The sequence below is a fragment of the Actinomadura nitritigenes genome (assembly GCF_017573545.1).
In the GTDB taxonomy this organism is placed as follows: domain Bacteria; phylum Actinomycetota; class Actinomycetes; order Streptosporangiales; family Streptosporangiaceae; genus Spirillospora; species Spirillospora nitritigenes.
On the sequence record NZ_JAGEOK010000012.1, the window covers coordinates 165,817 to 189,848 of the forward strand.

21 protein-coding genes are annotated in these 24,032 nt (G+C 73.4%); 10 read left to right on the forward strand and 11 right to left on the reverse strand.

Going from position 1 to position 24,032, the window contains the following annotated elements; all coding sequences use genetic code 11:
* Window positions 1-9: 9 nt before the first annotated feature.
* Window positions 10-1,209: an acyl-CoA dehydrogenase family protein gene (locus tag J4557_RS20135; protein WP_208268270.1), complete on the forward strand. Its 1,200-nt coding sequence runs from the start codon at window positions 10-12 to the stop codon at window positions 1,207-1,209.
* Window positions 1,210-1,583: 374 nt separating this feature from the next.
* Here the strand turns inward: J4557_RS20135 and J4557_RS20140 are convergent, their stop codons facing one another.
* Window positions 1,584-2,480 carry an N-acetylmuramic acid 6-phosphate etherase gene (locus tag J4557_RS20140; protein ID WP_208268271.1) on the reverse strand — a complete coding sequence of 299 codons (897 nt, stop codon included), beginning with the start codon at window positions 2,478-2,480 and terminating at the stop codon, window positions 1,584-1,586.
* Window positions 2,477-3,439, reverse strand: a complete 963-nt coding sequence (locus tag J4557_RS20145; RefSeq protein WP_243776063.1) for a MurR/RpiR family transcriptional regulator — start codon at window positions 3,437-3,439, stop codon at window positions 2,477-2,479. Before J4557_RS20145 ends, J4557_RS20140 begins: the two co-directional genes overlap by 4 nt.
* An 88-nt stretch (window positions 3,440-3,527) precedes the next feature.
* On the opposite strand from J4557_RS20145, the gene J4557_RS20150 reads away from it, so the two are divergent.
* From J4557_RS20150 to J4557_RS20165, 4 genes are all read left to right on the forward strand, one after another.
* Window positions 3,528-4,772, forward strand: coding sequence for an N-acetylglucosamine kinase (locus J4557_RS20150; protein ID WP_208268370.1), 1,245 nt, complete (start codon window positions 3,528-3,530; stop codon window positions 4,770-4,772).
* Between the two features lie 421 nt (window positions 4,773-5,193).
* Window positions 5,194-7,452, forward strand: coding sequence for a transglycosylase domain-containing protein (locus tag J4557_RS20155; RefSeq protein ID WP_208268272.1), 2,259 nt, complete (start codon window positions 5,194-5,196; stop codon window positions 7,450-7,452).
* A gap of 118 nt (window positions 7,453-7,570) precedes the next feature.
* A complete protein-coding gene (locus J4557_RS20160; RefSeq protein ID WP_208268273.1) occupies window positions 7,571-9,271 on the forward strand; it encodes a glycoside hydrolase family 3 protein in 1,701 nt (566 codons plus the stop codon).
* A gap of 61 nt (window positions 9,272-9,332) precedes the next feature.
* Window positions 9,333-9,836, forward strand: coding sequence for a hypothetical protein (locus J4557_RS20165; protein WP_208268274.1), 504 nt, complete (start codon window positions 9,333-9,335; stop codon window positions 9,834-9,836).
* Window positions 9,837-9,939: 103 nt separating this feature from the next.
* Here J4557_RS20165 and ptsP read toward each other — a convergent pair whose 3' ends face one another.
* The 7 genes from ptsP to nagA form a co-directional block, all read right to left on the reverse strand.
* Window positions 9,940-11,622: a phosphoenolpyruvate--protein phosphotransferase gene (ptsP, locus tag J4557_RS20170; RefSeq protein ID WP_208268275.1), complete on the reverse strand. Its 1,683-nt coding sequence runs from the start codon at window positions 11,620-11,622 to the stop codon at window positions 9,940-9,942.
* Window positions 11,615-11,887: an HPr family phosphocarrier protein gene (locus tag J4557_RS20175; protein ID WP_190860103.1), complete on the reverse strand. Its 273-nt coding sequence runs from the start codon at window positions 11,885-11,887 to the stop codon at window positions 11,615-11,617. The genes ptsP and J4557_RS20175 overlap by 8 nt, the downstream gene beginning before the upstream one ends.
* Window positions 11,884-12,567 (reverse strand): HAD family hydrolase, encoded by a 684-nt coding sequence (locus tag J4557_RS20180; protein WP_208268276.1) that lies wholly within the window; start codon window positions 12,565-12,567, stop codon window positions 11,884-11,886. The genes J4557_RS20175 and J4557_RS20180 overlap by 4 nt, the downstream gene beginning before the upstream one ends.
* 4 nt (window positions 12,568-12,571) lie before the next feature.
* A complete protein-coding gene (locus tag J4557_RS20185; RefSeq protein ID WP_208268277.1) occupies window positions 12,572-13,021 on the reverse strand; it encodes a PTS sugar transporter subunit IIA in 450 nt (149 codons plus the stop codon).
* An 87-nt stretch (window positions 13,022-13,108) separates the two neighbouring features.
* Entirely contained in the window at window positions 13,109-13,342 is a 234-nt protein-coding gene (locus J4557_RS20190) for a PTS sugar transporter subunit IIB (RefSeq protein ID WP_151590095.1), read from the reverse strand.
* Between the two features lie 27 nt (window positions 13,343-13,369).
* Complete coding sequence (locus J4557_RS20195; RefSeq protein WP_243776064.1) at window positions 13,370-14,410, reverse strand: SIS domain-containing protein; 1,041 nt, start codon at window positions 14,408-14,410, stop codon at window positions 13,370-13,372.
* A complete protein-coding gene (nagA, locus tag J4557_RS20200; protein ID WP_208268278.1) occupies window positions 14,407-15,564 on the reverse strand; it encodes an N-acetylglucosamine-6-phosphate deacetylase in 1,158 nt (385 codons plus the stop codon). Before nagA ends, J4557_RS20195 begins: the two co-directional genes overlap by 4 nt.
* Before the next feature lie 331 nt (window positions 15,565-15,895).
* On the opposite strand from nagA, the gene J4557_RS20205 reads away from it, so the two are divergent.
* Together J4557_RS20205 and J4557_RS20210 are read left to right on the forward strand one after the other, a co-directional pair.
* Window positions 15,896-16,636, forward strand: a complete 741-nt coding sequence (locus tag J4557_RS20205; RefSeq protein WP_190860110.1) for a GntR family transcriptional regulator — start codon at window positions 15,896-15,898, stop codon at window positions 16,634-16,636.
* A gap of 23 nt (window positions 16,637-16,659) precedes the next feature.
* Window positions 16,660-18,036, forward strand: a complete 1,377-nt coding sequence (locus tag J4557_RS20210; protein ID WP_208268279.1) for a PTS transporter subunit EIIC — start codon at window positions 16,660-16,662, stop codon at window positions 18,034-18,036.
* Between the two features lie 97 nt (window positions 18,037-18,133).
* On the opposite strand, the gene J4557_RS20215 is transcribed toward J4557_RS20210, so the two are convergent.
* A complete protein-coding gene (locus tag J4557_RS20215) occupies window positions 18,134-19,096 on the reverse strand; it encodes a LysR family transcriptional regulator (RefSeq protein WP_208268280.1) in 963 nt (320 codons plus the stop codon).
* A gap of 110 nt (window positions 19,097-19,206) precedes the next feature.
* Here J4557_RS20215 and J4557_RS20220 point away from each other — a divergent pair, with 110 nt between their 5' ends.
* Window positions 19,207-19,725 (forward strand): hypothetical protein, encoded by a 519-nt coding sequence (locus J4557_RS20220; protein WP_208268281.1) that lies wholly within the window; start codon window positions 19,207-19,209, stop codon window positions 19,723-19,725.
* 129 nt (window positions 19,726-19,854) lie between these two features.
* Window positions 19,855-20,412 (forward strand): Rv3235 family protein, encoded by a 558-nt coding sequence (locus tag J4557_RS20225; protein WP_208268282.1) that lies wholly within the window; start codon window positions 19,855-19,857, stop codon window positions 20,410-20,412.
* A gap of 191 nt (window positions 20,413-20,603) precedes the next feature.
* Here the strand turns inward: J4557_RS20225 and secA are convergent, their stop codons facing one another.
* On the reverse strand, window positions 20,604-23,474 hold the full coding sequence (gene secA, locus J4557_RS20230) for a preprotein translocase subunit SecA (RefSeq protein WP_208268283.1): 2,871 nt from the start codon (window positions 23,472-23,474) through the stop codon (window positions 20,604-20,606).
* 182 nt (window positions 23,475-23,656) lie between these two features.
* Here secA and J4557_RS20235 point away from each other — a divergent pair, with 182 nt between their 5' ends.
* A complete protein-coding gene (locus J4557_RS20235) occupies window positions 23,657-23,995 on the forward strand; it encodes an HGxxPAAW family protein (protein WP_208268284.1) in 339 nt (112 codons plus the stop codon).
* The last annotated feature ends 37 nt before the right edge of the window (window positions 23,996-24,032 follow it).

Below are 24,032 nucleotides of genomic sequence, written 5' to 3' on the forward strand. Positions count from 1 at the left end.
CTGGCGCGCATGGACTTCGCACTCAGCCCGAAAGCGCTGGACTACCAGGAGAGACTCCAGGAGTTCATGGACGAGCACGTGTATCCGGCGGAGCCGGTGTACACGGCCTGGCGCGCGGAGAACGACCCGCACGCGCTGCCGCCCGTCGTCCAGGAACTGAAGGCGGAGGCGCGCGAGCGGGGCCTGTGGAACCTGTTCCTGCCGGACGTGTCCGGGCTGTCCAACCTGGAGTACGCGACGCTGGCGGAGCTGACGGGCCGCTCCCCCGACCTGGCGCCGGAGGCGGTCAACTGCGCCGCGCCGGACACCGGGAACATGGAGGTCCTGCACATGTTCGGGACCTCCGAGCAGAAGGAGCGGTGGCTGAGGCCGCTGCTGGACGGGGAGATCCGCAGCGCGTTCGCGATGACGGAGCCGGAGGTCGCCTCCTCCGACGCCACCAACATCACGACCTCGATCGTCCGGGACGGCGACGAGTACGTGATCAACGGGCGCAAGTGGTTCATCACCGGCGCGGCGGACGAGCGCTGCAAGATCTTCATCGTGATGGGCAAGACGGACCCGGACGGCCCCCCGCACCGGCAGCAGTCGCAGGTGCTGGTGCCCCGCGACACGCCGGGCGTGACCGTCGTCCGGCACCTGCCGGTGTTCGGCTACCAGGACCAGCACGGCCATTCGGAGATCCTGTTCGAGGACGTGCGGGTGCCGGTGTCGAACCTGCTCGCCGAGGAGGGCGACGGGTTCATGATCGCCCAGGCGCGGCTCGGGCCGGGGCGGATCCACCACTGCATGCGCGCGCTCGGGATGGCGGAGCGGGCGCTGGAGCTGATGTGCCGCCGGGCCGTGGACCGGGTCGCGTTCGGCGGCCCGCTCGCGAAGCAGGGCGTGGTGCGCCAGCAGATCGCCGAGTCGCGGATGGCGATCGAGCAGGCGCGGCTGCTCACCCTGAAGACGGCGTGGCTGATCGACGAGCACGGCGCGAAGGGCGCCCGGTCGGAGATCGCGGCGATCAAGGTGGTCGTGCCGCGGATCACCCACGAGGTGCTCGACCGGGCGATCCAGATCCACGGCGGCGCCGGGGTGTCCGACGACACGCCGCTGGCCGCGATGTACGCCTGGGTGCGGGCGATGCGGATCTTCGACGGCCCGGACGAGGTGCACGTGCGCACGGTCGCCCGCCAGGAGCTCCGCCGGTACGAGCAGCGCTGACCACGCGCGCACAGGGCGGCTCCGGCCCCGCCGTGCCAGGCCCGGGGCGGTCTCGCCAAGCCCGGGGCGGCCGTGGTCACGCGATCGGTGCGGGGACGATCGCATGACCACGGACCCCTCCGCGGGCCGGCGGGGGCCGCCGCCAGCTCGGAGCGGGCGAGGCCCGTCTCAGGTGCCTCCGCCACCGCGCGAGCGCGTTATCTGACCGGTGGGGCGACGCCGGAGGCGAGCCCCACCGGGAAGCTCGCGAAGCGAGTTCGCGCTCGCCCGGGCACGGTCAAGGGCCGAGCCGCCGGGCGAGGCCCTTGGGCCGTGGTCGCGGAAACACCGCCGCCGGGCGAGCCCGCTCGGCCGTGGTCACAGAAACACCGCCGCTAGGCGGATCTGAGGCGTTGCAGGGCCTCCCGGACGCCGCCGTCGGTCTCCTCCAGGACCACCGTGGCGCGCGCGGCGGGTACCTCGCCGAGCAGCGAGACCAGCGCGACGCGGGTGTTGCCGCCCGCCTCGGTCAGCGCGTTCTCGCAGGTCCGCGCGTCCATGCCGGTGGCCTCGGTGAGGATGCGCACCAGCCGGGCGCGCAGCTTGGAGTTCAGCGCGTTCACGCTGACCATCAGGTTGGAGTAGGTGCGGCCCATCCTGATCATCAGGGTGGTGGAGAAGGAGTTGAGCACGAGCTTGGTCGCGGTGCCCGCCTTCATCCGGGTGGATCCGGTGATCACCTCGGGTCCGGTGGCCAGGCCGATGTGCACCTCCACTTCCTCGCCGTAGGGCGTGTGCGGGTTGCAGCTGATCAGCGCCGTGCGCGCGCCGGCCGCGGTGGCGGCGCGCAGCGCGCCGATCACGTAGGGGGTGCGGCCGCTGGCGGCGATGCCGATGGCGATGTCGCCGGACCGGACCTCGCGGGCGTCCCGCATGCCGAGCTCGATGTCGTCCTCGACGTCGGAGATCGCCTGGGACAGGGCGCCGGGGCCGCCGGCGTGGTGCGCGACGACCCGGCCCCAGATGCCGAACGTGGGGGGCAGCTCGGCGGCGTCGATGACCGCGAGCCGGCCGGAGGTGCCGGCGCCGAAGTAGTGCACGCGGCCGCCCGCGCGCAGCGAGTCGACCGCGAGGTCGACCAGCCGGGCGACCTCGGGCAGGACGGCCGCCACCACCATCGGGACGGTCGCGTCCTCCGTGTTGATCAGGTGCAGCACCTCCAGGGTCGGCAGCGTGTCGACGTCGAGGGTGCGGGGGTTCCGGCCCTCGGTGGGGAGCTCGCAATCGATCACCGACGCCTCCGGTCGGGTCGCACGGTCCGGCCGCGGACCGCCTCGAACGTGGCTTCCAGGGCCTTGCGGGTAGACCCGTAGGTGCGCTGCGCCACTCCGACGAAGACGCAGTCGACCACCGTGAGCTGCGCCAGCCGGCTGGCGGTGGCGCCGGAGCGGAAGGTCGTCTCCCGCGCCGCCGTCGTGAGGATCAGATCGGCCATCTCCGCGATGGGGGATTTCGGGAAGTTGGTCAGCGCCACGGTCGTGGCTCCGTTGCTCTTGGCGACCTCCAGGGCGTCGATGGTCTCGACGGTCGCGCCGGTGTGCGAGATGCCGATCGCCACGCTGGTGGGACCCAGCACCGCGGCGCTGGTGAGCATGATGTGCGCGTCGGCCCAGGCCGAGCAGACGCGCCCGATGCGGTGCAGCTTCTGCTGGAAGTCCATCGCGACGAAGGCGCTGGCGCCGACCCCGTAGACGTCGACCCGGTCGGCGGCGACGAGGGCGTCGACGACCTGTTCGAGCATCTTGATGTCCAGCTGCGCGGCGGTCTCCTCGACGGCGCGGGCATCGGCGAAGGTCACCTTCTCCACGATCTGTTCGAGCGAGTCGTCGGGACTGATGTCGCTGCCGATGACCCGCCCGCCACTGGCGCTCTGGGCCCGTCCCGCCTCGGTGGCGAGGGTCAGTCGGAGCTCTGGATAACCATGGAACCCGATCGCGCGGCAGAACCTGATGACGGTGGTCTCGGAGGTGCCACAGGTCTGGGCGAGTTCGGTGATGGTGGAGTTGGCGACCCCTTCGGGGTCGTCGATGACGCGTTGAGCGACTCGTCGCTCGGCGGGGGGCAGCGAAGGCAGCAGCGAGCGGACCCGCACCACGGTGCTCAGCGGCGTCGCGTCCTTGCGCGCCGGCTCGTCCCGTGCCGCTCCTGGCACCCCCGCGCTCCCCGGCTCGGGGCCGATGGGTTTCCTCATGGAAGAAAGTTTCTTACTGCCAGGATGTCACGTCAACGGTAGAAAAGGCTACGGTCGCCCTGTGTTGACCCATTTGGCCGGTCCTTACGTGGTCGGCATAGACGCGGGTGGCACGAAGACCCGCTGTGTCGTGCTGACGCTCGGGGGCGCCCTGGCCGGTTCCGGCACCGGTCCCGGGGCCAACCCCAACTCCGGGGGCGACACCGCAGGGGCGCTCACCACCGCCCTGCGGGAGGCGCTCGGAGACCTCGACCGTACCCACATCCTCACCGGCGTGTTCGGAATCGCCGGAGCCGGTTCGGCCGGCCGGCCCGCGGCCGTGACCGCGGCGCGCCGGGCCTGGCAGGCCGTCGGGCTGCGCGGCTCGCCCGCCGTGGTGACCGACATCGCCGTGGCCTTCGCCGCGGGAACCAGCGAGCCCAAGGGCATCGTGGTGTTCTCCGGCACGGGCGCCGGCGCCGCGGTCATCAACGACGGCGCGATCGTGCAGCGCGCCGACGGCTACGGCTGGCTGGTGGGGGACGAGGGTTCGGCTGTGTGGCTCGGCAAGGAGGCGGTCCGGGCGGCGCTGGCCGCCTACGACGGCCGCGGCTCGCCGACGCTGCTGACCGATTCGGTCCCGCGGGCGCTGCTGGGCCCCACCGTGGTCGCGGAGATCGACTCCGCCCGGCGAAGACCCCGGCACCGGACGCTGGCGATGGCGGGCGCGGTCCCGCCGGCGTCCGGGGCGGGCGCGCCGGGCGCGGCCCTCTCCCAGGCCGCGGTGCTGTCCGCCGGCGCGGGCGGCACGGGCACCGCCGTACTGATCCCCGAGGCCCCGTATCCGCAGCCGGGCGGCGGCCCGACCGGGCCGCCGCCCGGCTCGCTGGGCGCCGCTCACGGCCGTCCGGAGCCGCCCGGGCGTCCCGGGCTCGCGGGGCATCCGGACTCGGCGGGGCTCGGCGGCCGCCCGGAGCCGCTCGGGACGACCCCGAACCCGCAGCTCGCCCAGGCCATCATCAAGGAGGTGTACGGCCGCCCGCCCGCGGCCCTCGGCAGGCTCGGCCCGGTGGTCGCCGCCGCCGCGGCCGCCGGCGACCCGGTGGCCAGGCGCATCACCGAGGAGGCCGCGGAGTGGCTGCTCCGCGACGTCGACGCGGTGCGCCCGGCGCTGTCCGATCCCTGCGCGCCGGTCGTCATGCACGGCTCGGTGCTGCGCGAGGGCCCCGTCGCCGAGGCCGTCCGCACCGGGCTGCGCGACCGGTTCGCCGAGGCGCCGCGCAGCGCCGGCGACGGCGCCGTCGGCGCCGCCGGGCTGGCCCTGCGCCGGCTCGGCCATCCCCTGCCGGGCTGAGCGCCCGGCCGAGCCCCGCCCGGCCGTGCGGGCGCCGGTGGCCGACCCCGCCGGAACGCCCCGCCGAGAGGCCGGAGAGGACGGCGACGCCGCCGCCCGGCTCATCACGATGGACCCCGCCGTATTTCCGTTCCGCTTGCGGTCCAGGGGTCCATCGTGATTAGGCTGTTACCACGGTGGCTCGAGATCCGCCGGGGCGGCGCCGTGGGCGCCGTGACCGGTGGGACCACCGGCCACAGACGTGGCTCGTACCGATTTCGGCTGCGGTCGTTCCGCAGCGTCGTCCGCGCAGGTCGCCGCAGCTCTCTTGCGCGCCTTGCCGTGCCGCATCCCGCGTGCGTCTCCGCACGCCCCCCGCGCCACGGCGCCCGCCTATGCCCGGACGACGGCCGACTCCGTACACCACGTCGAACGAGGTCGCATGCTCCCCGCTTCCCAAGGGCGCCGTCTCCGGACCGCCCGTGCCCGCCTGTCCCGCAGCGCCCGCCGGTTCGTCCGCGCCGGGCAGCGGTCGCTCCGCCGCGGTACCGGCGGGCACCGCCGCTCCCGGGCCCTCCGCTCCGGCAGGCTCCGCCGTCTCCCCCGCGCTGTGCGCTGGGCCATGGCCTTCCTCTGCACGCTGGCCGTCCTCGCGGTGTCCGCCATCGTGATCGGCTACGCCCGGACGCCCGTCCCGACCGAGCCCCAGGACGGCGTCACCGACGAGGGCTCCACCGTCTACTACGCCGACGGCCGGACGCCGCTGTTCCGGCTGGGCGCGAACCGGCAGAGCGTCCGGCACGGCCAGATCCCGGACCGGCTGCGCTGGGCGGTGCTCGCCGCCGAGGACCGCGGCTTCTACCGCAACCGGGGCGTCTCGGTGTCGGGCACGTTCCGCGCGCTGCTCCGCGACGCGTCGGGCGGCGACGTGGAGGGCGGGTCCACGATCACCCAGCAGCTCGCCCGCAACTACTTCAAGGGCCTCAGCCGGGACCGGACGCCGGACCGGAAGATCAAGGAGATCTTCGTTTCGCTGAAGCTGGACCGGCACCGCGCCAAGGACGAGATCCTCGACCTGTACCTGAACACGGTCTACTTCGGCCGGCAGACGTCGGGCGCGGAGGCGGCGGCGCGCGCCTACTTCGACAAGGACGTGTGGCAGCTGGACGTCGCCGAGAGCGCGCTGCTCGCCGCGATGATCCAGCGACCGGGGTACTTTCGGACGCAGGGCGACGGTGACGCGGCGCGCGCGCTGCGGGCCCGCTGGCGGTACGTGCTGGACGGCATGGTGTCGATGGGCAAGCTCGACCGGGCCGAGGCGGACCGCCTCCGGTTCCCCCGCACCCGGGAAGGATGGCGCGGCGTCAGCGTGTCCGGCCAGGGGCTGCTGGCGCGCCAGCGGGTGCTGGACGAACTGGAGAGCGCCGGCATCCCCGCGAGCGCCGTCGTCAACGGACGCCTGAAGATCTACACCGGGCTCGACCCGCGCTGGATGGCGTACGCGGAAGAGGCCATGCGGCGCGTGCGCGAGCCGCAGTGGCCGAAGGACGTGCGTGCGGGGCTCGTCGCGGTGGACACCGCCGACGGCGCGGTCAAGGCGTTCTACTCCGGCGCCCCGGAACGGGGCGTGTACGACTCGGTCTTCGAACCGGTCGCGCAGGCGGCGTCGACGTTCAAGCCGTACGTGCTGGCGGCCGCGCTGCGCCGCGGCTTCAACGTCCGGACGACGGTGCCGGGCAGGTCGCCGCTGCGGTTCGCACCGGACGGGAGCGTCACGCCGATGACCGCGCCGGGCTACCGGGTCTCCAATGACGAGAAGATCGGATCGCTGGGGACGATCGACCTCGTCAAGGCGACGGCGCTGTCGGTGAACACGGGATTCGTGAAGGCGGCGCTGAAGACGGGGATCGCGAACGTCGCGGAGACGGCGCGGCGGTTCGGGGTGCCGGAGTCGGCGCTGCGCCCGTACGAGGGGCAGGCGGGGCTCGCGCTCGGGATCGCGAACGTGTCGGCGGCGGTGCAGGCGGCGGGGTACGCGGCGTTCGCCAACGGCGGCACCGCCGTCGCCCCGCACCTGGTCACCAGGGTCGTCGACGCGCGGGGGCGGCGGGTGCCGCTGCCGTGGGACCGGCCGGGCGGCCGCGTCCTGACCGGCGAGCAGGCGGCGCAGGCGACGTACGCGATGCGCGCGGTCGTCACCGGCGGGACGGGGCGGCGGGCCGCGCTCCCGGACCGCGACGCGGCGGGCAAGACCGGCACGTCCGACGGCAACCACGCCGCCTGGTTCGTCGGGTACGTCCCGCAGGTGTCGGCGTCCGTGGTGATGACGCGCGCGAAACCCGGCCCGCTTGAGGGACTGCCCGGCCATCCCGGACGGGTCGCCGGGGAGGATCTGCCGTCCGCGGTGTGGCACGCGTTCATGGCGAAGGTCACGCGCGGCATGCCGGCGGAGCCGTTCACCGGCCCGGCGTTCACCGGAACCGCCGCGAACTGGGACGACACGGTCCAGAAGAAGGAGACGGGCGACTCCGGCGGCGGTCCGGCGACCGGACGCGGGGCGCCCTCGGCCGGCGCGCCGCCGGTGCCGTCCCGCGCACCGGATCCCGAAGGCTCGCCCGGCGCGCCCGCCGGAACGCGGAGCCGCAAGAAGTGGTGCGCGACGCCCGGCAACGAGGACGCGGCGATCTGCACCGGGCCGTGACCGGGCGGGCGCCCGTCCGGCGCCGCGGGTCGACAGGGCGGCGGCGAGCGGTTAACGTCACGACGTCCGAAGCGAGCAGACGACCATGTCGGGGGGCCTGGTCAGGTGCATGCCACTCATGTCCGCGGATAGCCGGTCGCGACGCGCCGGAACCGCCCGGCGGCGGCCCCGGCGGAGCGGTGCTGCGCGGCTGGCGCTGGCCGCGGCGGCCGCGCTGGCGCTGCCGCTCGCCGGATGCGCCGGCGGCGGGTCGGGCTCCCCCGCCCACCGGGAGTCGCCGGAGGCGTCGGGGTCATCCGGAGAGAAGGCGCCCGTGACGAAGGCCCCGGACGCGTGGGTCCCCGGATACGTCGCGAAGATGAGCCTGCGGGAGAAGGTCGGGCAGCTGTTCGTGCCGACGTTCTCCAGCCGCGCGAGCGCCCTGGCGATCATCCGGAAGTACCACGTCGGCGGGTTCATCTACTTCCCGGAGAACTTCGGCTCGCCCGCCGGGACCGCGGCGCAGTCGAACGCGCTGCAGAAGGCGTCCAAGGTCCCGCTGCTGCTCGGCGTGGACGAGGAGCAGGGCATCGTGTCGCGGACGCCGTTCATCACCCGCTTCCCCGGGAACATGGCGCTCGGCGCGACCCGGAGCACCGCGGACGCGCGCGCCGCCGCGCAGGTCACCGCCACCGAGCTGCACGCGGTCGGGATCAACCTCGACTACGCGCCGGACGCCGACGTCAACGTGAACCCGCGCAACCCGGTGATCGGGCTGCGCTCGTTCGGCTCCGACCCGGCGCGGGTGTCGCCGCTGCTGTCCGCGGCGATCGCGGGCTACCAGGACTCCGGGGTCGCCGCGACGGCCAAGCACTTCCCCGGGCACGGCGACACCGCCACCGACAGCCACACCGGCCTGCCGGTGATCACGCACTCGGCGGCGCAGTGGCGGAAGCTGGACGCGCCGCCGTTCCGGGCCGCGATCGCCGCCGGCGTCGACCTGGTCATGACGGCGCACATCGTGGTTCCGGGGCTCGACGAGTCGGGCGACCCGTCCACGCTGTCGAAGACCGTGCTGACCGGGCTGCTGCGCGGCGAGCTCGGCTACCGGGGCGTGATCACCACGGACTCGCTGCAGATGGCGGGCGTCCGGGAGAAGTACGGCGACGCGGTCGTACCCGTGCGGGCGATCAACGCGGGCGCCGACCAGCTGCTGATGCCGCCGAGCCTGTCGAAGGCGTACAACGCGGTGCTGGCGGCCGTCCGGACGGGGAAGATCACGCAGAAGCGGCTGGACGAGTCCGTCACCCGGATCCTGGACCTCAAGCAGAGGCGCGGGCTGTTCACGGCGCCGCCCGCCGACCCGGCGAAGGCGTCCGCGCGGATCGGCACGCCGCAGCAGAAGGCGACCGCGCGGCGGGTCGCCGAGCACGCGGTCACGCTCGTCCGCAACGACCGGGGCGTGCTGCCGCTGAAGGGCAGGAAGGTGAGCGTCACCGGACCGCAGAGCGCGGAGCTCGGCGCGGCGCTGCGCGAGCAGGGCGTCGCGACGACCGCGCCCGGCACCGCCGACGTCCACGTGCTGACCACCCTGAACGCCGGGACGGCCACCGCCGCGCGGGTCGGCGCGCTGGCGTCCAAGCCGGTCGTCGTCGCGGCGCTCGGCCGCCCCTACGACCTCGACCACGCCGGCCGCGCCGCCGCGACGCTCGCGACCTACTCCGCCGGCGCGACCTCGATCTCCGCGCTCGCGCGGGTGCTGTCCGGCGCGGTGAAGCCGGTGGGGAGGCTGCCGGTGCCGGCGGGCGGGCAACCCGTTGGTCACGGCTTGTCGTATTGATGGACGCGGGGCCCCGCGAGCTGGGAAGATCGGCCCGCCTTCGCACCCCCGGGAGGTCCCCGTGCGCCTTCGTCCGTTCCTGTCCGCTCTGTCCCTGCTGCCCGCGCTGGCCCTCGGCCCGGCCGCCTGCGGCGGGAAGGAGGAGGCGGGGATGCCGCCGCTGACGCCCGAGCCGGGCGACTCGCGGCTCGCCGACGTGACCGCCCCGGCGAAGGACAGCCTCCCCGCACGGCTGGTGCTCTACAGGTACCTGCGCGGCATCGCCGCCGGGAACGTCAAGGTCTGCGGCCTGCTGGCGCCCGCGTACGACCGGGCGGCGTTCGGGCGCCCGGGCGGCTGCCGGTCCGGCGGGCTCGCCGCCGCCCGCGCGAAGCTGCGCCCCGCCGACCTGGCCGCGCTGCGCGGCGTGACCGTCCCGGTCTGCGACGACGGGCCGGGCGAGGGCGAGTACACGGTGGCGTTCGGCGACCTGAAGTGGAAGGGCGACCCGGCGCGTCCGGGTGGGGTCCTGGCCGCGAACTACACCCTCACCAAGACCGGGACCCGCTGGCTCATCACCGGCTGACGGGCGGCCGCGCCAGGACGCGGGCGACAGCCGCCCGCGACGCGGCGCGCGCGTGGGACGCTCGCGACGGGCCGCCCACCCCGACGACCCGCCGCGAGCGTGCTCAGATGCCGAGCTCCGCCAGGCCCGGCAGGTGGTGGCGCGCCGCCTCGCGCGCCTGCTCCGGGGAGCGGGCGGCGCGGGCCGCCCCGGCGGCCCGGCGACACTCGTCCAGCGTGTGCCGGGCCAGGGCGGCCCGGACGAGCGGGAGGGACGGGGCGCTCATCGACAGCGACGTCACGCCGAGCCCGACCAGGACGCACGCGAGCGCCGGGTCGGCGGCCGCCTCGCCGCAGACCCCGCACGGGACGCCCGCCGCCGCCGCGGGGGCGACGAGGTCGAGCACGGCGGGCTGCCACGGGTCCTGCAGGTGCGCGAGGCCGCCGACCTGCCGGTCGGCCGCGCACGCGTACTGGGTCAGGTCGTTGGTGCCGATGCTGAAGAACTCCACCTCCGGCGCCAGGTCGCGGGCGCGCAGCGCGGCGGCCGGCACCTCGATCATGACGCCGGGATGCGCGATGCCGGCCTCCCGGCAGGCTTCGGCGAAGAACGCGGCCTCCGCCGCGTCCGTCACCATGGGGGCCATGACCTGCAGTTTCACGCTGAGCCCGGCGGCGGCGCGGGCGAGGGCGGCGAGCTGGGCGGTCAGCACGCCGGGGTGCCGGCGCGCCATCCGCAGCCCGCGCTCGCCGAGCGCCGGGTTCGGCTCCTCACCGGGGGGCGGGAGGAAGGCGAGGGGCTTGTCGGCGCCGGCGTCGAGCGTCCGGACGACCACGCGGCCCTCCGGGAACGCCTCCAGCACCTTGCGGTAGGCGTCCTCCTGCTCCTCGTCGGACGGCGGAACCGACCGGTCGAGGAACAGGAACTCGGTGCGGTACAGGCCGACGCCCTCCGCGCCGTTCGCGAGCGCGGCGTCCAGGTCCTTCGGCCCGCCGATGTTCGCCAGCAGCGGCACGGCGTGCCCGTCCCTGGTCGCGCCCGGTCCGGACGCCTCCGCGAGCGCGCAGTCGCGGGCCGCGCCCGCGGCGAGCGCGGCGGCGACCTCGGCCTCGGACGGGTCGGTCCGGACGGTCCCGGCGGACCCGTCGACGAGCACGCGGGTGCCGTCGGCGAGTTCCGTCGCGCCGGGCAGCGCCACCACGGCCGGGACGCCCATCGTGCGGGCGAGGATCGCGGTGTGGCTGGTCGGGCCGCCCTCCTCGGTGACGAACGCGACGACCTGCGCCGGGTCGAGCACCGCGGTGTCGGCAGGCGCGAGGTCCCGCGCGACCAGCACGAACGGCTCGTCCGACTCCGGCACGCCGGGCATCGGCAGGTCGAGGAGGCGGGCGATCGCCCGGTCCCGGATGTCGTCGAGGTCGCTGACCCGGGCGGCCATGTACTCCCCCGCCCCGGCGAGCATCTCCCGGTACACCCCGAACGCCTCGAACACGGCGCGGGCCGCGGCCGCACCCTCGCCGATCTTGGCGGTGACGCCGTCGGCGAGACCCGGGTCGCGGGCCATCAGGGCCTGCGCGTTCAGCACGTCCCGGCCGTCGGTGTTGCCGGCGGCCGCCGCGCGCGCGCCGCGCTCCTCAAGGTCGGCGGCGACGGCTTCGAGCGCGGCCAGCGCACCGTCGCGCTCGGCCGCCGCGTCGCCGCCGTGCCGGGAACCGGCCTCCGGCTCCGGGACGGCGCCGGCGATGCGCCGCACCGGGCCCGCGCCCACCCCCGGGCTGACGCCCGCGCCGCGCAGGACCTCAGGCACCTTCCGGCTCCGGCGTGGACAGCAGCGCCTCCAGGCTGTCCAGCAGCTCGTCGGCGCCGTCGCCGTCGGCGGCCAGCACGACCTCCTCGCCGTGCCGGGCGTCCAGCCCGAGGACCGCGAGGATGCTCTTGGCGTTCACCGGCGAGCCCCCGCGCTTGGCCACGGTCACGTCCATCGGGGCCTTCGCCGCGGTCTGGACGAACAGCGCGGCCGGCCGCGCGTGCAGCCCCACCCTGGACTCGATCTTGACGTTGCGCTCGCTCACAGAATCTCCCTTGCGCCGCCGCGCACCCGCAGCGCGGGGCCCGGCTCTACATTGACTTCCTTCAGGTCCGCGACCACGTGGTCCGCCGCGGCGAGCGCCGCCACCGGCTGGGTGGTGGCGACGCCGACGCAGGTCATCCCGGCCGCCTTCACGGCCGCGACGCCCGCGGGCGCGTCCTCGAACCCGACCGCCTCGCCCGGCGGGACGCCCAGGTCCCGCGCGGCGGCCAGGTACCCCTCCGGGTGCGGCTTGCCGGTGAGGACGTCCCCGGCGGTCACGACGATGTCCATCAGGTCGCGGACGCCCAGCGCGGCCAGCTGCCGCTCGGCGTACGGGCGCTGCCCCGACGTGACGACGGCCAGCGGGACGCCCGCGTCAGCCAGCGACCGCACCAGCTCGACCGCCCCCGGCACGGGGACGTCCACCGGCACGCCGGGCGCCGTCTGGCAGGCCACCGCCTGCTCGAACAGCTCCTCGGCGGTGCGGCCGGGGAACAGGTGCAGCAGCTCCTCCAGCACCTCGATGCCGCGGCGCCCCGCGAACGACGCGATCAGCTCGTCGTCGTACGGCGCGCCGTGCGCGTCGAACAGCCGCGCCCACATCACCCGGTTGCGCGGCTCGGTGTCCATCAGGGTGCCGTCGAGGTCGAACACCGCCGCGCGCAGGCCGATCAGCTCCATCCGATCAGCTCCATGTGAACAGCTCGGCCCCCTTGACGACCTCGCCCGACTCCACGACGTCCGACAGCGCGTCGGCGCCGGCGTCCAGCGCCACCACGGCGCAGATCGGCGAGCGGCCGCCCGCCTCGATGACGGCCGGGTCCCAGGCGACCACCCGCTGGCCCGCGGTGACCTGGTCGCCCTCGGCGACCAGCAGCTCGAACCCCCGCCCCTTCAGCTTGACGGTGTCGATGCCGAGGTGCACGAGCACGCCGTGCTCCTCCTCGTCCACCACCACGTAGGCGTGCGAGTGCAGCTTGACGATCTTCCCGGTGACGGGGGCGATGGCGTGGCCGGGGCCGCGCTCGGGGTCGACGGCGGTGCCCGGGCCGACCATGGCCTGCGCGAACACCGGGTCCGGGACGCCGGCGAGGCCGACCACCCGGCCGGCCACCGGGGACAGTACTCGGGTCATGCGGGGGTTCCTTCTGCTCGGTCGGTATGCGGGTCGGTGCGCCTCTGGGGCGGGCTCCGCGACCCCGGGCGCGCGCCCGGGAACGGGTCAGTCGAGGATGTCCTCGATGTCGCTGGCGATGGTGTCGGCCTCCGGGCCGACGACGACCTGCACGACGGTGCCGCTGCGCATGACGCCGAACGCGCCCGCCTTCTTCAGCGCCGCCTCGTCGACCTTGCCGCCGTCGGAGACCTCGGTGCGCAGCCGGGTCGCGCAGGGCTCGATGTCCACGATGTTGTCGGCGCCGCCCAGCGCGGCGACGATGGCCTCGGCCTTGTCCATGTCGTTCTCTTCCCTCGGTGCGTCCGGTCAGTCCGTCTGGGTGACCTTGTTGAGTCCGCGCGGGACGTCGGGGTCGACGCCGAGCCGGCGGGCCAGGTTCTCGACCATGATCTGGCCGGGGACGATGAGGCCCAGCGGCGCCACCCACTCGGGCAGGCCGGGGCCGGGCAGCGCCGCCGTGCAGGCGTCCGCCAGGCCGTCGCCGCCGCCGACGCCGAACGCCTTGGCGCCCGCGCCCTCGACCCGGCGCGCCAGCGCGATGGTGCCCGGCAGGGTCGGACCGGAGTCGGCCGCGACGAGCAGCGCGGGGGTCTGCCCGTCGACCACGGCGATCGGGCCGTGCAGCAGGTCGGCGTACGACAGGCCCATGGCGTGCAGGTAGCACGCCTCCTTGATCTTCAGCGCGAGCTCCAGCGCGGTGCCGAACGCGATGCCGCGCCCGGACACGACCGCGCCGGGGACCTTCGCCAGCTCCTCGACGATCTCGGGCAGCGCGGCGGACGCCTCCGCAGCCTCGATCAGCCCCGCCACCTCGTCGGGGACGCGGCGCAGGTCGCCGGCGTCGACGTCGGCGCCGAGCCCGAGGCCGAGCACCGCCAGCGCGGCGAGCTGGGTCGTGTAGGTCTTGGTGGCGGGGACCGCGATCTCGTCGCCCGCCTCGGTGATCAGCGCGACCTCGGCGGCCTCCGCCAGCGGCGACCCTGCGCCGTTGGTGACGGCGACGGTGCGGGCACCGCAGTCCTTCGCCCAGTCGAGGGTCTCGACGATCTCCTCGGTCTTGCCGGACTGGCTGATCGCGACGGCGAGCACGCCGGACAGGTCGAGTCGCCGCCGGTAGGTCGTCGCGATGGACGGGGCGGCGAGGGTGGCCAGCCGCCCGGCGTGCGACTCCACCAGGTAGCGGCCGTACACGGCGGCGTTGTCGGACGAGCCGCGCGCGATGAACAGCACCTGCCGCGTCTCCCGGGCGAGCGCCCCGATGTCGGGCGTGCGCGGCAGCAGCGCGTCGATCGTCCGGCGCAGCGCGTCGGGCTGCTCACCGATCTCGGCGCGCATCAGACTGGTCATGATCCCCCTCCGAAGAGTTCCTGCCCGTTGATCCAGGTCGTACGCGCCCGGTGGTCCGGCCCGAGCCAGACGAGGTCGGCGGCCGCGCCGGGCGCGATGCGGCCGAGGTCGGGGCGGCCGATCAGGTCGGCCGGGACGCGGGTCGCCGCGTCGACCGCCGCGGCCGGGTCGAGGCCGAGGCCGATCGCGTTGCCGACCGCCTCGTCCAGCCGCAGGCCGGATCCGGCGATGGTGCCGTCGGCGCGCAGCGGCGGGCCCTGCTCGGGCATGGTGATCGGCTCGCCGCCCAGCTCGTAGGTGCCGGGCGGCATCCCGGCGGCGGACGCGGCGTCGGTGACGAGCACGACGCGTCCGGCGGCGGCGCGGAGCACCAGCCGCGCGACCTCCGGGCCGACGTGGTGCAGGTCGAGGATGAGGCCGGGGTGCAGCCGCTCGTCGATGAGCGCCCGGACGGCCACACCGGGGTCGCGGTGGTGGACGCCGCTCTGCGCGTTGAAGATGTGGGTGACCTTGCGGGCCCCGGCGTCGGCCGCGGCGGCGACCTGCGCGGCGGTCGCGTCGCTGTGCCCGACGCTGACCAGCACGCCGGCCTCGGTGAGGCGGCGGATCGCGCCGAGCGCGCCGTCCCGCTCGGGCGCGAGGGTGACGAGCTTGACCAGCCCGGTCTCCAGCAGCGTCTCGACCGCTTCGGGCGCCGGGTCGGTGAGGTGCGCGGCGTTGTGCGCGCCCTTGCGCTCCGGGGAGAGGAACGGCCCCTCCAGGTGGACGCCGAGCACGCGGGTGCCGGACGGCAGCTTCGGCAGCAGGTCCCGGGTGCGGCGCAGCGCCCCGGCCTGCGCCGCGACGGGCGCGGTGATGAACGTGGGCAGGAAAGCGGTCACGCCGGTCTCGGGGAGCCGGGTCACGACCTCGCGCCAGCCGGCCTCGCCGGCGTCCGCCATGTCGTGGCCGAAGAACCCGTTGACCTGGAGGTCGACCAGGCCCGGGGCGAGCAGCCCGTCGGCCAGGCGCACGTCGGCGCCGGGCGGCGCGCCTTCGCCGGCCTCCGCGATGACACCGTCCTCGACGCGGACGTATCCCGGGGAGACCACGCGGGTAGGACCGTCCGCGGGGGTCATGATCACCCGCTCCGCGGTGATCAGCAGTGATGCCATGGGGGTGCGCTCTCCGTGATGCGACCGGTCGCCGCCTGCGCGGCGTACTGGTCTAGTCCGGACTAGACCAGTACGCACCATACTCCACGAATCGGATGGAGCTGAAGATGTCGGCCCGAACTCGTCCGGAACCTCCTCGCCACAGGGGTTCTGACCTGCACGTTCACCTGATCTTGCACCCTGGGGCATGTGACCCGGCCGTTACGGTTTCGTGCATTGACACGACTTTCCATAATGTGGTCTAGTCCGGCCTAGACCAGTACGAACAAGTCGATTCACGTCATCCGCCAACGCGTCGATACGGCCCCCGGGGCCATCGAGGACACCCCCAGTGACGACCATCGATCCGCACAGCCCCGTCCCCAAGTACTTCCAGCTGCGCGCCATCCTGCTCGACCTCATCGAGAGCGCCGAGCTCCCCGTCGACGCCCCGATCCCCTCGGAGCGCGAGCTGTGCGTGCGGTACGGGCTGTCCCGCATGACCGTCCGCCAGGGCGTCGACCAGCTCGTGTCGGAGGGGCGGCTGTACCGCGTCCCCGGCAAGGGCACCTTCGTCGCCCGGCCCAAGATCGAGATGCCGCTGCGGCTCGTCTCGTTCACCGAGGACATGCTCGCCCGCGGGCTGCGGCCCGGCGCCGTCGACCTGGACCGCCGCACCGTCCCCGCCGACGCCCGGCTGGCCCGGATCTTCGAGGTCGAGCCCGGCACCGAGATCCACGTGATCGAGCGGCTCCGCACCGCCGACGGCGAGCCCATGGCGCTCGAACGCGCGCACATCCTCGCCTCGCTCGCGCCCGACCTGCTGGACCGCCGCCTCGCCGACCGCTCCCTGTACGGCGTCCTCGAAGCGGTGTACGGGCTGGTCTTCGACGCCGGGGACCAGACCATCGACGCCAGCCTGGCGGACGCCGCCGACGCCAAGCACCTGCAGATCCCCAAGGGCAGCGCCGTGCTGCTCCTGCAGCGCCGCTCCTACACCGGAGGCGTCTGCGCCGAGCTGGGAGTGTCGACCTACCGGGCCGACCGCTACCAGATCCACACGGCACTCGGAAATCCCCCGCCGCACTCCTGACACACCCCTGAGGAGGAACCTCGATGACTTCGACCACCGTGGACGCCGCGCCGCGGCGGGGGTCGCGCGCCCTCGCGGTGCTGCAGCGGATCGGCCGCAGCCTCATGCTGCCGATCGCCGTGCTGCCCGCCGCGGCCCTGCTGCTGCGCTTCGGCCAGCCGGACATGCTCGGCAAGGACGGCCTCGGCTGGATCCGCGTCGCCGAGGTCGTCGGCGGCGCCGGCCAGGCCCTGTTCGACCACCTGCCGCTGCTGTTCGCGGTCGGCGTCGCGATCGGGTTCGCCAAGAAGTCCGACGGCTCCACCGCGCTCGCCGCCGTCGTCGGCTACCTGGTCTTCGACCAGGTCACCAAGATCATGTTCTCGCACTCGGCCGACCTCAAGGGCCAGGTGCTGATCACCAAGGTGACCGACGGCACCGCCGCACCGGCCATCGACTTCGGCGCCAAGAACCCGACGGACGTCCTCGGCGGCATCCTCATCGGCGTCGTCGCCGCGCTGCTCTACCAGCGCTTCTACCGGGTGAAGCTGCCGACCTACCTGGCGTTCTTCGGCGGCCGCCGGTTCGTCCCGATCATCACCGCGCTCGCCGCGCTGGTGCTCGGCGTGCTGATCGGCTTCATCTGGCCGGTGTTCGGCGGCTGGCTGACCGACTTCGGCAACTGGATCACCGGCGCGGGCGCCGCGGGCGCCGGCATCTACGGCGTCGTCAACCGGCTGCTGCTGCCGTTCGGCCTGCACCACATCCCGAACTCGCTCATCTGGTTCGTGTTCGGCTCCTACAACGGCCCGGACGGCGTCGTCCACGGCGAGATCAACCGGTACCTCGCGGGCGACCCGCACTCGGGCGGCTTCCTCGCCGGGTTCTTCCCCGTGCTGATGTTCGGCCTGCCCGGCGCCGCGCTCGCCATGTGGCGCGCCGCTCCCCCGCACCGCCGCTCCGCGGTCGGCGGCATCATGATCTCCGCTGCGCTCACCGCGTTCGTCACCGGCGTCACCGAGCCGATCGAGTTCGCGTTCATGTTCGTCGCGCCCGTGCTGTACGCGGTGCACGTCGTCCTCACCGGCGTCTCGATGGCGATCCTCAACGCGGCCGGCGCCCAGCTCGGCTTCGGCTTCTCGGCGGGCGGCATCGACATGCTGCTGAACGCGTCGAAGGACAACACCAAGGGCCTGCCGCTCATCATCGGCATGGGCGTGCTCTATTTCGTCATCTACTACTTCCTCTTCAAGTTCCTGATCGTGAAGTTCGACTTCGCGACACCGGGGCGGGAACCGGAGGACGTGGAGTCCGTCGCCGCCGACCCGGGTTCCAACCCGGAGCTGGCGGGCGGGGAGAAGAAGGCGCCGCGCCGCCGCAAGCAGGAGGCCGAACCCGCCGAGTCCCCGAGCACCACCTGACCCGGCCTCTGCCACCTCGACGGCGGCGGGACGCCCTCCAGGGCGCCCGCCGCCGTCCGCGTTCCGGGCCCGGGACGGCGCCCCGGTCGTCCGGACGTCAGCCGGCGGCCGGGGCGGCGTCCAGGGGCCTCGGGCCGTGCCAGCCGGCCCAGCCCGGCTTGGGCGGCTCCATCGGTGCGGGCGCGGTCGCCAGGTCGACGAAGGCTCGCACGAGCGGGCCGTTCCCATGCGCGCGCCAGACGAGCGTCCGGGTCGCGGGCGGCCAACCGTGCATGGGGATGAAGACGACGTCCGGGTGACGGTAGTAGGTGGGGAACGACGCCGACGTCGGGAAGACGTTCTCCTGCCGCGCGACCAGGCGCAGGGCCTCCGCGAACGTCCGGGCGACACCGCGGCGCGGGATCGGCAGCCCGCCCGGCGTCGTCTCCGGGTAGAGCGGGTTGCCGAGCCTGCCGGTGAGCGGGTCGGGTACCCCGAAGATCGGGTGGCCGGCGAGCTCCTCGACCGAGACGACGTCCAGCTCCGCCAGCGGGTGCGTGCGCGCGACACCGAGAACCCAGTCCTCGCGCGCCATCACCGGCCCTTGGACGAGGTCGCCGGGCAGCTCGCCGGCGAAGCGGCCGAGGAGCACGTCCACCAGACCGTCCCGGAGGTTCTGCAGGTAGTCCGAGCCCGTCGCGTCGATGACGGACACGTCGCAGCTCGGGAAGGTGCGGCGGAACTCCGCGGCCAGCCGCTCGAACGCCTCGTCACCGCAATGCGTGAGATAGCCGACGCGCACCACGCCCTCCAGCCCCTGCCCGGCCGAGCGCGCACGGTCCAGCGCGGCGCCGAGATCCCCGTAGATCCGGAGAAGATCCCGGTAGAGGCGTTCGCCGACGGGAGTGAGGACCACGCTCCGCGTCGTCCGTTCGAGGACGCGCGTGCCGACCCTGCCCTCCAGCCGCCGGACGAGCTGGCTGATGCGGGACGGCGAGAGGCGGAGCCGCTCGCCCGCCCTCCCGAAGTGCAGTTCCTCGGCGGCCGCCAGGAAGGCCTCGACCTCGCCGATGTCGATCATGAGGCGATCCTATTGATGAGCCCCGCTTCATAACAGATGAGCGATTGAGGGTTTTTCGGCAGACCGGAACCTGACAAAGTCATCCCGCTGACTGAGCAGGAAGGACGGTCATGTCACTCACCATGTGGATCGGCACCCTGGTCATCCCGGTCGCGGTCCTGCTCGTCGACACGGGCCGGCGGAGGCTGACGACGATGCGGATGGCGCGTCCGATCGTGCTCACCGCGGTCGCGGTGCCCTTCGTGATGCCCGCCCTCGACCTGCACGGCCGGGGCCTCGGGCTGGAGTTCCTCGGGACGCTCGCGGGCGTCCTGCTCGGCCTGGCCGCCGCCGCGCTGATGAGGGTCGAGCGCGACGGCGGTTCCGGCACGGCCATGACGGTGGCGGGCGCTCCCTATGTGGCCCTCTGGGTCCTCGTCTGCGCGGCGCGGGCCCTCTTCGCCTACGAGGCCGACAACTCCCGCTCCTTCCAGAGGGAACTCGGGCGCTTCCTCGTCGGCAACCACATCAGCCCGTCGGCGCTGGCCGACGCCATCCTGTTCCTGAGCTTCGCGATGCTCATGGCCCAGCGCGGCGCCCTCTTCGTCCGCAGCAGGCGCGCCACCGCGCCGGCCCCCGCCGCCGCCTGACGCTCGCGCCCCGGCAGGGCACCGCCCGCCGATGACCTCCGTCCCGACAGCGCGTGACCGCATGCGGTCAGGGATGTATTTTTCGGCGCGCTCGCGGCTCCTGTCTCAAAAACGAGTCGGGAGGCTCCCATGGGTCAACGTCGGGACAAGCGGCCGGCGGTGCGGATCGTCCGATACGGCACCGTGCCGCCGCAGCGGACGGACGGCGCGCTGGCGCTCGACCCCGCGCAGGCGACGGCGCGGCGGCGGGCCGCGGCGTCCGAGCAGAAGGCCGAGGCACCGCCGGGCGGGACGGTCCGGCCGGTCCGGCCGGACCGTCGTGGGCGGGGCCCGCTGCGGGTGGTGCGGCCCGCAGGCGGGATGGACGCGGAGGTCCGGGCCGTCGCCGACACCACCCTGCGGATCGTCGTCGAAGTACTGGCCGGGACGCGCCCGCCGCACCAGCTGTCACTGGTCGCGGTCCCGGCGGTGTGCCGCGGCCTGGCGCCGCACCGCCGCGCGGTGCCCGGCGGGCGGCGGATCGTCCCGCCGCGCGTGCTGTCCAGCCGGTTGCAGCGTCCGTCGCCCGCCGTCGCCGAGGCGTCCGCCGTGGTCGTCGTCGCAGGACGCGTGCACGCGGTCGGGCTGCGCCTCCAGCACCTGCGCGGACGGTGGCGCTGCACGGCCGTCGAGACCACCGCCCCCTGACGGCGCCCCGGGCACACGGCGGACCTCGAGACGGCGAAACCTGATACGGCGACGCCTGACATAGCGGCCCCGGATGCGGCGGCCCCGGATGCGGCGGCCCCGGATGCGGCGGCCCCGGATGCGGCGGCCCCGGATGCGGCGAGGCGGCCTCCCGGATGTCCGGGAGGCCGCCTCGTCAGCGCGCCGACCTGCTACTTCTTGCTGCGCGGGTCGCCGTGGCAGCGCTTGAACTTCTTGCCGGAGCCGCAGGGGCACGGGTCGTTGCGGTTCACGCCCGCGTACTCGTCCTCCGTCTCCTCGGTGTGGTGCTCCACGCCGCCCTCGCCGTCGACGGTGGGCGCCGAGTAGTCCAGCTTCTTCGGACGCTTCGGCTCGTCGAGGCCCTTGGCGTGGATGACCGGCTCCTCCTCGGCCTCCACCGGGACGGTGTCGGACGGCTCCTCACCGGCGCCCGCGGCCGGCGCGGTCTTGGCGACCGACACCGGCTTCGCGCCCACCTGCGGGGCCTCCGGCTGCTCCTCCACCTCGACCTCGAGGTTGAACAGGTAGCCGACCGACTCCTCCTTGATGCCGTCGAGCATCGCGTTGAACATGTCGTAGCCCTCGCGCTGGTACTCCACCAGCGGGTCGCGCTGCGCCATGGCCCGCAGTCCGATGCCCTCCTGCAGGTAGTCCATCTCGTACAGGTGCTCGCGCCACTTGCGGTCCAGCACCGACAGCACGACCCGGCGCTCCAGCTCCCGCATGACCTCGGGGCCGAGCTCCTCCTCGCGCTTGTCGTAGGCCGCCTGCGCGTCGTCGCGGATCTTCTCGGCGAGCGTCTCCGCGTCCAGGCCCGAGATGTCGCCGTCGGCCTCGTCCTCGACCAGCTCGTCGACGGTGAGGCTGATCGGGTACAGCTGCTTGAACGCCTTCCACAGCTTCTCGAGGTCCCAGTCCTCGGCGAAGCCCTCGTTGGTGGCGCCCGCGACGTAGCCCGCGACGACCTCGTCGATCATCCGGCGGACCTGGTCGTGCAGGTCCTCGCCCTCCAGCACCTTGCGGCGCTCGGCGTAGATGACCTTGCGCTGCCGGTTCAGCACCTCGTCGTACTTCAAGACGTTCTTGCGCATCTCGAAGTTCTGCTGCTCGACCTGGCTCTGCGCCGACCTGATCGCGTTCGACACGATCTTGGACTCGATCGGCACGTCGTCCGGGATGTTCAGGCGCGTCATGATCGCCTCGACCCGGGCCGAGTTGAACAGCCGCATGAGGTCGTCCTCCAGCGACAGGTAGAACCGGGACTCGCCCGGGTCGCCCTGCCGGCCGGACCGGCCGCGCAGCTGGTTGTCGATGCGCCGCGACTCGTGCCGCTCGGTCGCGAGCACGTACAGGCCGCCGATCTCGACGACCTCCTCGTGCTCGCCCTTCACGGCCTCCTTGGCCTTCTCCAGCGCCTCCGGCCAGGCCGCCTCGTACTCCTCCGGAGTCTCGAGCGGCGACAGGCCGCGCTGGTGCAGCTCCAGGTCAGCGCGGAAGTCGGGGTTGCCGCCGAGCATGATGTCGGTGCCGCGGCCCGCCATGTTCGTCGCGACGGTGACGCCGCCCTTGCGGCCCGCCTCCGCGACGATCGCCGACTCCTGCTCGTGGTGCTTGGCGTTCAGCACCTGGTGCGGGATGCCGCGCCGCTTGAGCATCTTGCTCAGCTTCTCGGACTTCTCCACCGACGTCGTGCCGACCAGGACCGGCTGGCCCTTCTCGTGGCGCTCGGCGATGTCGTCGACCACGGCCTCGAACTTGGCCTGCTCGGTCTTGTAGACGACGTCCGCCACGTCCTGGCGGATCATCGGCTTGTTCGTCGGGATCGGCACCACGCCGATCTTGTAGGTCTTGTTGAACTCCGCCGCCTCGGTCTCGGCGGTACCGGTCATCCCGGACAGCTTGCCGTAGAGGCGGAAGTAGTTCTGCAGGGTGATCGTGGCGAGCGTCTGGTTCTCGTCCTTGATCGCCACGCCCTCTTTGGCCTCGATGGCCTGGTGCATGCCCTCGTTGTAGCGGCGGCCGTGCAGGATGCGGCCGGTGAACTCGTCGACGATCAGGACCTCACCGTTCATGACGACGTAGTCCTTGTCGCGCTTGTACAGCTCCTTGGCCTTCAGCGCGTTGTTGAGGAAGCTCACCAGCGGCGTGTTCACCGAGTCGTAGAGGTTGTCGATGCCGAGGTAGTCCTCGACCTTCTCCACGCCGGACTCGGTGATGCCGACCGTGCGCTTCTTCTCGTTCACCTCGTAGTCGCCCGGGCCGTACTCGTCGACCTGCCCGGCGGTGCTGACCAGCTCGGCCCGCTTCAGCCGCGGGACGATCTTGGCGAACTCCGAGTACCACTTGGAGTTCTGCTCGGCCGGGCCGGAGATGATCAGCGGCGTCCGGGCCTCGTCGATGAGGATCGAGTCGACCTCGTCCACGATCGCGAAGTTGTGCCCCCGCTGGACGCACTCCTCCAGGCTCCACGCCATGTTGTCGCGCAGGTAGTCGAACCCGAACTCGTTGTTCGTGCCGTAGGTGATGTCGGCGCTATAGGCCACCCGGCGCTCGTCCGGGGTCATCTGCGGGAGGATGACGCCGACCTCGAGGCCGAGGAACTGGTGGACGCGGCCCATCCACTCGGCGTCGCGCTTGGCCAGGTAGTCGTTCACCGTGACCACGTGCACGCCGTCGCCGGACAGGGCGTTCAGGTACGCCGGGAGGACACAGGTCAGGGTCTTGCCCTCACCGGTCTTCATCTCCGCGATGTTGCCCAGGTGCAGCGCCGCGCCGCCCATGATCTGGACGTCGTAGTGGCGCTGGCCGAGGACCCGCTTGGCGGCCTCGCGTGCGGTCGCGAACGCCTCGGGGAGCAAGTCGTCCAGGGACTCGCCCTCGGCGATGCGCTCGCGGTACTTGTCGGTCAGCTCACGCAACTCGGCGTCGGACATGTCGACGAAGTCTTCTTCGATCGAGTTGACCTGATCCGCGAGCTTCTTGAGCTTGCGCAGAATTTTTCCTTCGCCCGCACGAAGGATCTTGTCGATGACTGGCGGCACTCTCGAAGGCTCCTTGCAGATCGTGGTTCACCGCTCCCGGCGGCACGCACACCACTCGTACGATGCCCATCGTAGGCGAGACCCAGAATGGTCTAGGTCACTCCGCAGCGCAATCCACGGTCCGCCCGTTTGACGCACGGGGTCCGGGAGAAGATCTCATGCACCATCGGAGGGGAGGCGCAATGTCCGGAGAGTCGCACGGGTCCCACGCCGGCCGGCCGAGTTCCTGGGCCGCCGTCACGGTCATCTTCATCGGCTTCGTGGTGGGCGGTGTCGCGCTCTGCAACGGCCCCACGTGGATCTTGTTCTGGGTCGGCGTCGGGATCATCGTCCTCGGCCTGCTGGCCAGCTGGGTCGTCCACCTGTTCTCCGACGTGGTGCTGGACGCCCCGCGGGTGATCCCGGAGATCGTCGACTACACGCTCTTCGGTTCGCGCAGCAAGAAGCGGCGCGGCGGCGAGGCCGGCGAGGTCCTCGACCTTCCCACCGCCACCGACCCCCAGCAGACCCCCCACGGCTGACCGACGGCCCCAGCGCGCCCGGCTCCCCGCGAGCCGG

Bases quoted from the DNA above. Each gene is read 5' to 3' on its own strand.
- J4557_RS20160 (WP_208268273.1), top strand. From the start codon at position 7,571: ATGTCCGCGGATAGCCGGTCGCGACGCGCCGGAACCGCCCGGCGGCGG.
- J4557_RS20155 (WP_208268272.1), top strand. From the start codon at position 5,194: ATGCTCCCCGCTTCCCAAGGGCGCCGTCTCCGGACCGCCCGTGCCCGC.
- J4557_RS20145 (WP_243776063.1), bottom strand. From the start codon at position 3,439: ATGAGGAAACCCATCGGCCCCGAGCCGGGGAGCGCGGGGGTGCCAGGA.
- J4557_RS20235 (WP_208268284.1), top strand. From the start codon at position 23,657: ATGTCCGGAGAGTCGCACGGGTCCCACGCCGGCCGGCCGAGTTCCTGG.
- J4557_RS20195 (WP_243776064.1), bottom strand. From the start codon at position 14,410: ATGACCAGTCTGATGCGCGCCGAGATCGGTGAGCAGCCCGACGCGCTG.
- J4557_RS20215 (WP_208268280.1), bottom strand. From the start codon at position 19,096: ATGATCGACATCGGCGAGGTCGAGGCCTTCCTGGCGGCCGCCGAGGAA.
- nagA (WP_208268278.1), bottom strand. From the start codon at position 15,564: ATGGCATCACTGCTGATCACCGCGGAGCGGGTGATCATGACCCCCGCG.
- J4557_RS20220 (WP_208268281.1), top strand. From the start codon at position 19,207: ATGTCACTCACCATGTGGATCGGCACCCTGGTCATCCCGGTCGCGGTC.
- J4557_RS20185 (WP_208268277.1), bottom strand. From the start codon at position 13,021: ATGACCCGAGTACTGTCCCCGGTGGCCGGCCGGGTGGTCGGCCTCGCC.
- J4557_RS20210 (WP_208268279.1), top strand. From the start codon at position 16,660: ATGACTTCGACCACCGTGGACGCCGCGCCGCGGCGGGGGTCGCGCGCC.
- J4557_RS20135 (WP_208268270.1), top strand. From the start codon at position 10: ATGGACTTCGCACTCAGCCCGAAAGCGCTGGACTACCAGGAGAGACTC.
- J4557_RS20190 (WP_151590095.1), bottom strand. From the start codon at position 13,342: ATGGACAAGGCCGAGGCCATCGTCGCCGCGCTGGGCGGCGCCGACAAC.
- J4557_RS20180 (WP_208268276.1), bottom strand. From the start codon at position 12,567: ATGGAGCTGATCGGCCTGCGCGCGGCGGTGTTCGACCTCGACGGCACC.
- J4557_RS20225 (WP_208268282.1), top strand. From the start codon at position 19,855: ATGGGTCAACGTCGGGACAAGCGGCCGGCGGTGCGGATCGTCCGATAC.